The 12,429-nt window shown below is 43.2% G+C and carries 10 protein-coding genes; 6 read left to right on the top strand and 4 right to left on the bottom strand.

Annotated features, from left to right (window positions below):
* Positions 1-167: 167 nt before the first annotated feature.
* Entirely contained in the window at positions 168-716 is a 549-nt protein-coding gene (locus M1D91_RS20060; protein WP_437432396.1) for a YtfJ family protein, read from the bottom strand.
* 1,556 nt (positions 717-2,272) lie between these two features.
* Here M1D91_RS20060 and M1D91_RS20055 point away from each other — a divergent pair.
* Both M1D91_RS20055 and M1D91_RS20050 read left to right on the top strand, forming a co-directional pair.
* Positions 2,273-3,589: a tyrosine-type recombinase/integrase gene (locus M1D91_RS20055; protein ID WP_167610287.1), complete on the top strand. Its 1,317-nt coding sequence runs from the start codon at positions 2,273-2,275 to the stop codon at positions 3,587-3,589.
* A gap of 4 nt (positions 3,590-3,593) precedes the next feature.
* Positions 3,594-4,208, top strand: a complete 615-nt coding sequence (locus M1D91_RS20050) for a Fic/DOC family protein (protein WP_172665411.1) — start codon at positions 3,594-3,596, stop codon at positions 4,206-4,208.
* Here the strand turns inward: M1D91_RS20050 and M1D91_RS20045 are convergent.
* Entirely contained in the window at positions 4,205-4,363 is a 159-nt protein-coding gene (locus tag M1D91_RS20045; protein ID WP_103161909.1) for a hypothetical protein, read from the bottom strand. The two genes, M1D91_RS20050 and M1D91_RS20045, sit on opposite strands and share 4 nt — an antisense overlap.
* Before the next feature lie 516 nt (positions 4,364-4,879).
* On the opposite strand from M1D91_RS20045, the gene M1D91_RS20040 reads away from it, so the two are divergent.
* The 4 genes from M1D91_RS20040 (at position 4,880) to M1D91_RS20025 (ending at position 8,738) form a co-directional block, all read left to right on the top strand.
* Positions 4,880-5,626, top strand: coding sequence for a hypothetical protein (locus M1D91_RS20040; protein ID WP_437432397.1), 747 nt, complete (start codon positions 4,880-4,882; stop codon positions 5,624-5,626).
* Between the two features lie 514 nt (positions 5,627-6,140).
* Positions 6,141-6,377: a helix-turn-helix transcriptional regulator gene (locus M1D91_RS20035; RefSeq protein ID WP_046694510.1), complete on the top strand. Its 237-nt coding sequence runs from the start codon at positions 6,141-6,143 to the stop codon at positions 6,375-6,377.
* A gap of 123 nt (positions 6,378-6,500) precedes the next feature.
* A complete protein-coding gene (locus M1D91_RS20030; RefSeq protein ID WP_437432398.1) occupies positions 6,501-7,925 on the top strand; it encodes a YfjI family protein in 1,425 nt (474 codons plus the stop codon).
* A 192-nt stretch (positions 7,926-8,117) separates the two neighbouring features.
* On the top strand, positions 8,118-8,738 hold the full coding sequence (locus tag M1D91_RS20025) for an inovirus Gp2 family protein (RefSeq protein ID WP_167610297.1): 621 nt from the start codon (positions 8,118-8,120) through the stop codon (positions 8,736-8,738).
* 71 nt (positions 8,739-8,809) lie between these two features.
* Here M1D91_RS20025 and M1D91_RS20020 read toward each other — a convergent pair whose 3' ends face one another.
* Complete coding sequence (locus M1D91_RS20020; RefSeq protein WP_145550668.1) at positions 8,810-10,216, bottom strand: tetratricopeptide repeat protein; 1,407 nt, start codon at positions 10,214-10,216, stop codon at positions 8,810-8,812.
* The gene (locus tag M1D91_RS20015; protein ID WP_437432399.1) at positions 10,209-12,416 is read right to left on the bottom strand and encodes a hypothetical protein; all 2,208 of its coding nucleotides are present in this window, start codon (positions 12,414-12,416) and stop codon (positions 10,209-10,211) included. The genes M1D91_RS20020 and M1D91_RS20015 overlap by 8 nt, the downstream gene beginning before the upstream one ends.
* Positions 12,417-12,429 lie beyond the last annotated feature (13 nt).

Here is a 12,429-nt window from a genome sequence, read left to right as displayed (position 1 = left end):
CGTCGCAACAGGCGGAATGTGGAATTTTCGGTGTATGAACAACTGATTATCTTCACGTTCATCGTTCCGGGGACTCTCTTAAAAAGCGTAGCGTAATCGCGAAAAATTTCTTTGGCGAACTCAGCACGTCACAAAACTTTACACAGAGTTAACATGTTGTACAAGTTTTACGCCAGTAGTGAACGCAGTAATTTCATTACCTGACGCACTTCGTCCGGCGTGAGCGCGCCATCTTTGGCAAAACGAATGCGGCCTTCCTTATCCAGTACGACTACTGCGGAACTGCCTGGTTGCAGGCCCCAGGCGCGCTGTGCGGCACCGTTATCATCGAGTACGAACACCGAGGCCGGGAATGCTTTTTTGGTGCTTTCCAGACTGCGGCGTACAAACATGGCGCTGCCCGGAATAGCATCGTCCGTATTGATGATGGTGGTAGCCTGGAATTTATCGGCGGGCAGGCGGGCTGCGGCGATGGCGTCGCTGGTGCCTTTATTGAGATCTTTCGCCGACAGCCTGCCCGCGACATGCAGCACCAGCCCGACTTTGCCGGTAAGCCGCGCGCTGTTCCAGTCGCGATAGCGGATCTCGCCCTGGTTAAGCGTCAGTTCGCCACGCTCCGCTACGCCGACCGGCGCTACCCGTTCGCCCTCTTTGAAATTATGGGCGCAGGCGAAAAAAGGCAGCAGGGCGGAGATAAACAGTAACGGGCGCAGCATAGGGCATTCTCAGAGCGATAAAGTTGGGGAAAGTGTAGTGGAGATTATCTGGAAAGGGGGGCGAGCGGGGCATTATGGTTTCACGTTAAACGGTTTCTGGATTCTCAGTTTGTAAAAGCGGTGGCGTTGCCTAAGGTAGCTTTGCTGAGTATTAGCCTTAGGTTTATTTGCCAGGGTGTCCAGGCCATAAAATAATAGCTCAAAATTATTTTTCTTACGCTTCCAAAAGCGTAAGGGGCTGTGATTAATATAGGTAAATTATTTTGCGTGAAATTTTAATCAGTAAATGCATGGTTCCATTTTAGAAGGGATTTTAATGGAGTTTATTGAATAGTAGACAATAAATATTTCTTTAATGGGATGCGTGTTAATTATCTTCATATGGCTGGCATGTTACTCGCGTAATGCTTTTGTTATAGCAATAGCCATCCGTTTATCAGCCTGCATTTTCAGTTTAAGATAGTTTTCTGCCATTTCAATTAGGCTTGTTGTAGTATTGTGGCTTAATAATTGGTCATGCTCGTCAAAGTGGGCAAGAAAAGAATGATTAAGGGAAAAAAGCAGCGATTTATGTTATTATTGCAATTATTTTCTTTCTAATTATTCCAGAGTTCGCAATAAGGTATATTCCGACGGGTTTGCTGGGCAGGATTAGCGACTTTACAAGCCTGTGGGGAACGTTTAGCCCCTTTCTTTCTATGCTTGTTTTTCTTGGCTTATCTTCCATTATTCTTGCTGTTATCACCGTTGCTTTTGTTGGAAAAATTTACCGGGTTTTATCCCGTTCCAACGGCCAATAAATCCGTATAAAAACAGTTATATGTCTTTTTATTTAGAGCGCATGCATCTGATGCATTAGTTTGCATGCGTTTCTTTCCCCATCTGATGATGACCCGCTCCAGGGTTCCGAAGTTCTTATGCAGCTGCATCAAAACCGACCCGTGAAGCGGGCAGGCGAGGCGGGGAAAGCACTGCGCGCCGGGGGCGTTATTTATTTAATTTTCGCGCGTCAGCAAGGCTGTGACACCCTCCGAGCTACTGGGTTGGATAAAGGGGTGACGAGAAGGTAAAGCGCCGCATACGGGCGTTGGGTATAAACAAACCGCCCTTCGGCGGCTACTCTTTTTCGGGGTCAAGGCTGTATTTCTGAAACCTTATGATCTTCTCACCCGCCCACGCGTTGAGCTTCAGAAACCTCGATTGCAGCGGTATCAGCTCGTTGCGCATAAACATTTTTGCGACACTGAAGAACGTAGAAACAAAAAAGCCACTCTATGGAGTGGCTTAATCATATGATTTCAAAGCTAGAATTTGGTGGCCCCTGCTGGACTTGAACCAGCGACCAAGCGATTATGAGTCATAAAATTGGCATGTTTTTAATTGTTCGCCATTGTCTCTGTTTGTGTTTTTAATTGCCTATAATCAATTGGTTATTAAGTTATTTTTGTTTCTGATTGGTTCTCTCATTTCCCCATTGTACTATCCTTACCTGACCCATTACCTGACCCGAAATGGGCATCGGGTCAGGTAACGCTTATTCTCATAAAGGTAAACTCATGGCCGCTAATCTTACCGAGACTGCTATACGTGGATTGAAGACAAAAAGCACGGCGTACTACGTGTGGAGCAACAGTGCTCAACGTGGTACCGGCAGGCTTGGCGTTAAGGTTCAGCCTTCAGGCAGCAAGGTTTTTTATTTCCGTTACTACGTTGATAAAGGGAAAAAAGAGAAGTTCATCCAATTGGGCATCTGGCCTGAGATGAAACTGGTGAAGGCCAATGAGCTGGCGAAAAAGTATGGTGCCTGGCTTGTTGAAGGAAAAGAGCCCCAGCAAGAGCTTGAGCAACAGCGCCTGGCCGAACAGCACATCATGCAGATCCATCGTTCTCAAGGATCATTTGAAGAACTGGTGCATGGCTACGTTAACAAGATGAAGCTCGACAATAAGCGGACGTGGGCTGATGTATTGAAGCGCATGGAAAGAGAGTGCTACTCGGTTATTCCTCGTGATACCAAAGCGAAGGACGTGACGTCTCTGCAGATCAAAACCATTCTCTCAGGCATTATCCAGCGTGATGCGGTGGTCCATGCGAACCGAATTCGTTCCTACCTGATGGCGGCATTTAACTACGGTCTGAAGGCTGATAACGATCCGATGAATACCAGCGTGGGTATTACGTTCGGCCTTGAAGTTAACCCGGTATCGGCCATACCGAAGCAGTCTTCGGCGGAAAAAGTGGGTGATACATGGTTAACGTTGGAAGAGCTGCATGTTGTCATAGAGCAATTCGCAGAGGCAACCAACGTTGGGCCGCTGATGCAGCATTTAATCCGCTTCTGCGTTTATGCTGGTGGGCAACGTCCTTTCGAAATGATTGCCAGCCAGTGGAGCGCGATTGACTGGCAGCAAAAGACGTTACTAGTCATTGCCGATGTATCGAAAAACAAACGTGAACATCTGATCCCGCTGACTGAATCGGCATTGAGTGAATTAGCCTCAGTGAAAGAACTGACTAAGGAAAGCAACAGTCCCTATATCTTCCCACTCTCGACCAATGGAGATCGACCGGTACGTACTGATAGTCTGGCGCGTTCCATCATGTATTTCCGGGCTTTTAATCCTGAGTTTAAAGTTTTCACAGCGCGAGATTTACGTCGGACCTGTAAGACTCTGATGGGGGAGGCGGGGATCAGCAAAGAGATCCGCGACCGTATTCAGAATCATGCTCTGAATGATGTCAGCTCGAAACACTATGACCGTTATGATTACCTGACTGAAAAGCGCAGGGCGCTTGAGATCTGGGAAGACCGAGTTAATAACTATCAACGGCAGCAGGAAAACAACGTTGTGAACTTGTTTGGGCGGAGGTAAAAGCTTGTCAAAATATGAGCTTAATTCTGCAGAGGAACGCTATCAGCCGGGCTCTGGAGACTTAGTGCTGGCTAATAAGCTGGGATTTATTGATGAACAGGAAATGGAGGCGCTGGAGTCTGGCTTGCTGCTGATGCTGTATGAGCAGCTATTTATTGAGGGCCAGCCGCCTGAGGCGCTGGCTTTTGAGCACATCAGCAGGTGGCATCGCCAATGGCTGGGGAATGTGTACGACTGGGCGGGGAGGCTGCGTAATGCCAACCTAACTAAGGATGGCTTTCAGTTTGCGGCTGCCGACAGGATTCCGCTGCTGCTTGATGGCTTCGAGAAGCAGTTTCTTTCTCGGTCTGGTGAACTCAAATCCCTGGCTCGTCTGGAGCTGGTAAGTTATCTGGCTGAATGCCATGTGGAGTTTATTTTGATCCACCCATTCAGAGAAGGTAACGGGCGTCTGTCGCGGCTACTTTGCGATGTGCTGTCGGTTCTGGCAGGGAAGGGCTTACTTGATTACAGCCTGTGGGATGAGCACAAGGCGTTTTACTTCAAGGCAATACAGGCGGGTGTCTCAGGGAACTACAGCCCTATGATGCAACTGGTGAGCGACATCTTGCCAGATTAACGGGCGAGGCCAACGGCTTTTGCCTGTGCCTGATTTTGTTTGAGTTGCTGCTCAATTTTTTGCACAGAGACACCAGTTTCGATCGCGGTTGAGCTGGCGACGGCACGGTAGATTTGAGTCCTGGTGATCTGAGTATGTGATGTTTTTTTTGTCATGTGAGATCCCTTTTTACTGCACTGATTCTAGTTCGGAAGGAGAATGCTAGCAAGGTTATCATTAATAGATAGAAGGGCGGCGTATGCTTGTCTTGCCCAAAATTCTGGTTCTTTATTCTCCATTCGCTGCAGAAGGCAAAGAGTTTTCTAGTCATCTGAATTTTTTGACTGTTGCGTGATTCTTGAATTGTCACCATATGATACACGTCTATTTTTTTTAGATTAATTTATACAGTTTGTGATTTAATTCACATTAATGAATTTGTTTTTTTTGATTCTAAAAACGATGTATTTTTATGTTTCTCTTAATAGAAATCATGTATGATAAACGTAATAGTTAAAAGCGCTATCTTTATTATATAATTAGTGGGGGGATGTTTGTTTACTTTAGATAACAAAAATAATAATGCAGTCGAGACTGGCATTTTCCTTTCAATCACTGACATATGTGAACGGGAAAATATATCTATTACGAAAGTTATAAGCGATTGGTTGAATTTTTCGAGGAAGCTATTTGTGAAATTAGATGCTGTTCCATGTTGCTTGAAAAGAACATTCGAAGGGGATGACAATTCGGAAATAGAAAATATTACTTCAGGTTCTGATGAGTACCAAAGCGTTTTTGGTTCAACGGCTTACAGGGTCTTTATTCCTCTAAATCCACAAGAATGTGAAATTGAAAAAAATAAAGATCAAAATGAAATTGTTTCATCTTATATTTCTTACCAAGGTCTGGCATATGGCTTTTGGGAAGTAAAACCAACTAAAATAACTCGTTTTGCAAATGAAGGGTATCATATTGCAAATGGAACCTCACGTAATGCTATTATTAATACTCCCGGAGCAGTAATTATTAATGGCAATGTAAGTGATCATATTTTATTTTTTAATCATTCTTTTGTGATTTTCAAAGAAGACTTCTTTGTTGGACCTGACATTGAAGCTGTTTTAGATGAGTCTTTATTTACCGAAGGTACAGTTGAGATTTCACCTCAAAATATAAAGTCAGTAGTTCCCGGAGCAGAAAGTAACGTTGATCAAAATGTGAACGCTAAAGAAATTGTTAAAGGGGCTAAAGAAAGGGTATCTAAGGCAGAACGGGATGCTATATTTATAATGTTAAGTAAACACTATAAAAGTAAAAATGGTAAACTTGAGGCTGCACCAATCGCGAATATGTTGAATTCGGATGCCAAGGATATATTACCTGGACGAGAATTCAGCCCGGAAACTATTCGCCGCTGGTTGAAATCAATTCAATGATACTTCAAGTAATTTATTTTTTTATGGCAAATATAAAAACTTGTTAGCATTATTCATGAGTTCTAATATTTATCATTCTCAGCAATCTATGGTGGGAAAGTTATAATAACTTTTTTTGTTGACTAATCCTTAATTATGCAAAGCTAATATAGAGTATAGCCATAAATGGAAAAGTTAATATTGAGAAAAATGTATTTATGAGATTTTTTCATTATTGTGAGTTGCATGATTAATACATATCTCTTAATGAATATCCCTTTTAACCTTTTCAATATTTATGTTTCAGGTTTTACTAAAAACGTAATGACGCAAAGGAAAAACGGTAAACACATCGAATATTCTATTTAAGAAGCCTCAAATGTATCTTAAAGCTCCCACATTAAGCCACCGTAAAAACCACATCAAGCCACTGTAAGCACCACAATAAGCAATGTGCACCTTAATAAGCCGTCAACTTCTTTTATATTAACGCCTGCTTGAGCCATGCTGCATCCATCGAAACAAAGGAGGCAGTATGAAAGCAAAATTCAACAGTCCAACATCAGAAGAACGCTTACAGGTATTACGCAACAATGGCGAACCTCATGATCGCCTTGTACGTGAAAAAGAGCGTCAGCACATTACATCTGTATCCCGTTCAACGGCCTGGAAACTAGAGCAAGTCGGTCAGTTTCCACTGCGTAAGTCTATTGGTCTGAAATCCTGCGGGTGGCTGTTAAGTGACCTGCTGTATTGGATCAGTGAGCGTTAACATCAGGTGTTTTTTGCATTTATTTTTTGGATGACCCGAGTTCATCCTGCTATTTCTACTATTAATAGCGGAATAGCAATATGAGTGAAATCGTTTTAAACGTTAACTGAATGAGAGGTATCTATGCTGTGTGGTCGTCCTTTTCCTGTACATGTGTTCCCACAGATCATCAGAAATGCAGTTTACGAAGTAGAACAGCATACGCAGGCTCCTCAGGCTTTGATTGCCGCATCAGTACTAGGGGTTATTTCTCTTGCCTGCCAGAACCGGATTGATGTGTGCAGACTGAATAATCTGCGCAGCCCGGTATCGCTTTTTTTACTGACACTGGCGGAATCGGGTGAACGCAAAAGTACGGTGGACAAACTGCTAATGAAGCCATTGTATCAGCTGGAAGATGAATGGTTTGAAAAATATACCCAGGATCTGATTATCTGGCGGAATGAGGAAACGGCTTTTAATGTTGAAAAGAAAGCCTTGATGTCAAAACTGAAATCAGAGATTTCCCGTAACAAAGAACATTCCACAACGAATGAACGACTGAAAGCGCTGTTGGCAACATACCCGAAAGCACCGGTCAGGTTCAGACAGATATTCAATGATGCCACACCTGCGGCGATAAAAGACTATCTCAGTGGGCGCTGGCGGTCTATCGGGCTTATGTCTGATGAAGCTGGCACCATTTTTAACGGCTATGCGCTGAATGAACTGCCTTTCATCAATAAAATGTGGGATGGCGCAATGTTTCCCGTGGAAAGAAAAAGCGAACCAGATAAATTAATCAAAGATGCCAGAATGACGCTGGCACTGATGGTCCAGCCTGATGTGCTTAAAAAAGGATATCTGGAACGAAAAGGCGATACAGCGAAAGGGATCGGATTCTTCGCACGGTGCTTGATGTGTCAGCCTGGTTCAACACAGGGCTACCGGCAAATTACCAGCCCGGTTGTCTCAAGCGAGCATCTACCGGTATTTCATCTACGACTGATGGGGATCGTTAACGAGAGTATTACCAGAAATGATGAAAATGAACGTCAGTGTCTGTACTTCTCCCCTGAGGCTGAAAAACGCTGGCTCGAATTTTATAATAAAGTTGAGTCGGAAATGGGGATTCTTGGAGCGCTGTCTAATTTTAAAGATTATGCCTCTAAAATGGCTGAAAATATGGCAAGAATTGCGGCATTATTGCATTACTTTAATGGTGATGAAGGTGATATATCTCTTCTTACTACGGAGGCTGCTGTGGAGATCAGTGCCTGGTATGTTGATGAGTATATTCGACTTGTTTCTAATCCCCCGAGATTTACACTGGTTAATTCAGAAGCGGATGAACTTTACTTCTGGATTAAAGAGTATTGCTGTCGGTGCTTTGTACCCTACATCAGGAAAAACACTATACTGCAATATGGACCCAGTAGGTTTCGAAATCGTAATAAACTGAATGAGTTGTTAGGTGTACTATATTCTAAAAAAAGGATACTCGCTGCTAAAAAAGGAAAAACAGTATTTATAGCACCCGCTAATATCGAATTTAATATTTATAGTTAAATTAATTGCAGAGTGGATTGGTAAAGCATTGGTGTTACGCAATGTAATTTTTTTGATGAATTTAGTGTTGGATAGGTAATATATTTCTATCATCTTTAATATTATATATACCCTACAATCAAGTAATGCTTGTATCTATTTAAATCATTAAAATTAAATGGTGTTGTAGGAATATACATAAGGATTTAATCTATGAATTCATACCCAGGATCGCATGGTGAGCATGTACTCGCCTATAAAAAGCATATTGAACGAGTCGTCAATGATGCTGTAAGTGAATTCCCTAGAACAATGGCATTACGTATTGATGCCCATTATCCCCCTATTTTAGATAGAGGAGATACAGTTTGCTGTTTCCCAAATCTGGAGCCTGGAGCGATATCCCGTTTCCGTAATGCGTTAAATGCAATGCTGGAGGCCAATGAGAAAGCCAGAGCAGCTAACGGTAAACGAATCTATCCAAACCGTGTTCGTCACGTTTGGGTACGTGAGTTTTCCGAAGAGGGAAAATGCCACTTTCATCTTGGTCTTTTTTTTAACAAAGATGCTTATTACCATTTAGGTGATTATGAGGCTGAAAGCAATTTACGGATGATGATTGTAAGGGCATGGTACAGTGCCCTGGGGTTGGAACTGGATGATTATCCGGGATTAGTTCATTATCCTGAAAACTGTCGTTATATATTAGATGTCAATGATCTTAACTTTAAAGGGGAGTTTAACAACTTACTAAATCGTTTGGATTACTTAGCCAAGCTTGATACTAAGATATTTGGCGATGGAGATCGGAACTTCGGTTGTAGTCGAGGGTGATTATTTTTTTACGGCAATGGCCTTTCTTATGAATGGAAAGGCCTGATTTTTCAGTGTTCAATATGTAATCATCAGGAAATGATTACTTTTAATGCTCTCCAGCCATAACGATTTTTGGTTTTATCGAGTTCAACAACACGTACAACGTGTACTTTTTGGCCATCCATTCCCGCAGGCACGAGATCTTTTGGAACAAAAGTATCACCCACAAAAGCAAAACCTTTTTCTGTCACACGTAGTATATCTTCTATTTCACCGGCGTCTGTAAGAGGCTGCGCTTGAGCCGGCGCGACGGCAACAACTGACTGATCCTCTTCAGCAATTGTCAGTTGAACGTAATCACCAGGTGAGAGTGGTAATTTATCAGACCAAAGTTTCATTCTGACTGACAGACTTTGATTTCTGCTCACCCAAGCATGGAAACCACGATTACCAGCATGGATATTCTGAACTAAAGCCAGCTTCTGGACGCGTTCACCAAAAAGATAATCTGCCGCATTCTGAGAACGCTGCAGTATAAATGAGGTAAGTAGCTCAGTATTTACCTGGTGATTATACCAGGGTTGGTTGAGTAGTTGTTCAAGATCAGTTTTTATCTGCCAACCGTTATGCAAATAACAATTAACAGCCCTATGCACACAGATTGATGCTTCGTTATGAAGACCTTCAGCTGCTAACAGTACAGCGAATCCCTTTAGAGTCGGAAGCGCCAGAGCATCATCGTGGGCACAACTCAAAGCTTTAGCAAACAAGGTAATAGCAGCTTGAGGATCTTTCTGGCGGTAAGTGGTCGCTAGTGCCCCCCACGCCCAGGCTTCATTCTGTTTTTTACGCAGCACTGCCAGTATTCGTTTTCGCGCCTCTTCGTAGCGTTTTGCAACAATAAGGCATCGCGCTTCGTCATAATCAAGCCAGATTAATTGTTGGGTATCTTTAACTTCATGGCGCGTTAGTGTCAGCAAAGTGATCAGGTCATCCACAGATAGATGACGCAATGTAGTCTGGCTACTCCAGGTTTTCGCAAGCTTGCGGGTAAATTTCAGCATCAAGCTAGGAGATTCGCCTTTCTCCGTAATAAACGGCTGTTTGTCTTCCGGACTGAATAGGGTTTTCGCATGTTTGGCCAGTAGCAGCATCAATTTGGGGAAGTGCTCCAAATTAGCCTGAAAGATAAGTAGCAGGCTGCGATACTCGAAACCACTGTCCGGTAAATCAAGCCAGATTATCCAGTCCAATAAAAAGTCGATTCGTTCGGCTTCTTGTCGCGTAGGTGTAAACTCACTTTTCCCTGCTGCGGCTCGCGCTTTAATAGTATCCCGTACATCTTTTAAATATGCATAACATACCCAGAAGAAAGCCCCTTTAAGAAAGCTATCACTTGGGTTTTGCTGCACTGTTGTACAACCTAGTTCCCAGGCTGCATCCAGTTCACCACTTTTCCTCAAACGGTTGATTTGTTGGAAAACTTGCTCAGCCATTGATGAAATCCACCTTAAATTGTGTGCTTACAGCTTTAGAATCAGCTTGGACCAGATGAATACTACTGATAACGCCTTTTCGAGAAATGCTACTCGCAGAAGGTATATTAATATCCAGTTTTAATTTGCCTGTGGAATGCTCTGCAATAGCGAAAACCTTGTATGGTTTCTCATCGATGTCAATTATTCGCCATCCTTTTTTGGCAATTAGGGTATCGATAAAATGCATAGCTATACGGATGTTATCATCGAGCCAAACTACTGGTGTATTGAGTAGTTGTCTTAACTCTTTTTCCAGTTGAGCATTGCCACTTAGCCCCTGGTATTTCCCAATAGTTACCTCAAATTTACCGTTATAATCGAAGTCTAGTGTTGCTTCACCGCATTCGTTATTAAGGAAATAGCGCTCTTTATAGGGATGCTGGTGTATTGAACTTATACGCCACGCGCTATGGTAAAGAGCGTCACTTATAGCCAGTAGTAGTGCAAATAACTCAGGTGTTTTCGGGTTGAATCCTGCGGGTAGCTCTCTGTTTAGCTCGTTCTCTGTAGGTAATCTGTTTTTAGCAAAGTGAAAATGCTGTTTTACAACCAATGGTACTGTTCTGATAGAGGATAAATGCCATTCAGTTTTTGATAGCGGATTAAGCGTAGGATAGTTAAGTATATCCAGCGTATGCATGGTTCGTGTTGTGGCAGTATAAAGCCAACGGAAATAACTATCGGTAGCCGGGTTGTCAGTATCATGGGCAGCACTCGCTTCCAGAATCACTCTCTTAAATGGAGGATGTGACTGCGCCCGATGCACAGTGAGTGCCCAGGCGTAGCGAAGTCGAGCGGCGTAGGTAAATTTACTATTGAGAATCAACTGACTGTGCTTTTTTTGATACTCTTCGCGTGCTGCCTTGTATTCCGAGCTTTTTTTATCCATCCCTTCCAGGGAAGATTTCGACTCCTTAAGCTGCTCATCTGCCTCTACTCGAGCCCAAATTCGTAGTGCCAGCAGTTTGTCAGTATCAAGTTCAGGTTTAAGCGAAGTCAAAAACTCCGGTAGGTAGAGTACGGTGGAAGAAGTGTCATTGCTTTGGAGTGTAACGTGGGCAAATTCAACGGTCGTGGGTTTATCTCGGCCTTTAAGCGTAATGCTTTTACTGAAGAAACCTCTGGCTGCTTGAGTTACTCTTGCGAATTGTCCCGCATGTAGCGGTATATGTTCATTCAGCGCATCACCATCATGTTCAAAACTATAGGTTTTGTTGTAAATTTCAATACGGTCACCTTCTACTAAATGACCCGGCTCTCGTGCTTGTAAATACCTGCTTCGGATACCAAAGTTTACTGCTTGAGCCCGTTCGTTAGTTGCACAGAGATAAATACACTCACAGCCCGGAGAGATAAGGTCTTCGGCAATCTGAGCTGTTTGTTCTCCCTTGGTTATAGTACGGAGCGCTAGCTGCTGGCAGATGGGTAATTGAATGAATTTTTGTGCAGCGAGTTGACCAACCAATTCGCGCTGAAAATCGAGCTGTTCATTCCGTGATTCCAAATCACGATCCTGTGAATTCAACTCAACTGTAAGGAAAGGGATCTGTTGCTGTTGGAATATCAGGCCTTCCAGCAGACTTTTCTCTTTGGCACCACGCCTTAGCTGATAAGGGTCGCCAAGTAACAGAATTTTAGGTAGTGATTGCGGCTGAGCATCCTGCATTTTGCCTTTCAGCAGCAACAAAAAATCGCTGAGAATATAACCACTACCGTAAAGTGCAGTATCTGAGGCAAAAAAATCATTACCGAGCAAATGTGCATCGAAAATGACTAACAAAGACTCTTGTGGTGCGTTAAAAACTTCATGATCCTGACAGTTTATTGGGTACCACGGCTTATCTTCTTTTATATCCTGAGGGTGTTGGCTGTAGAGCCAGCTATAGATACTAGTAACTTCTTCTATCTGACCGGTAACGTGCAGTCTGGCAGTTCGAGCGTTAGGAGCCAAATAACGCCGAGTGGTTATAGTTTTCGGCATTTGCTTCAGCAGCGCCTGCAGCACCTTACTTTTTCCTGTGCTATATGCGCCTGTAAGGGCGAAGACCGGACAGGCGCTATCACAGAACCATTCATTGATCGCTGTGAGCGCCTTACTCTGCTCTATATTGAGCGATATTGATGGCGAGTTTGTGCAAATATAGCCAGGGAAATCCATTGTTTGGATGCTC

It is taken from the genome of Enterobacter sp. SA197, assembly GCF_054131575.1.
Note: the sequence above shows the minus strand (reverse complement) of the source record. Positions and strands in the feature narration are given on the sequence as shown.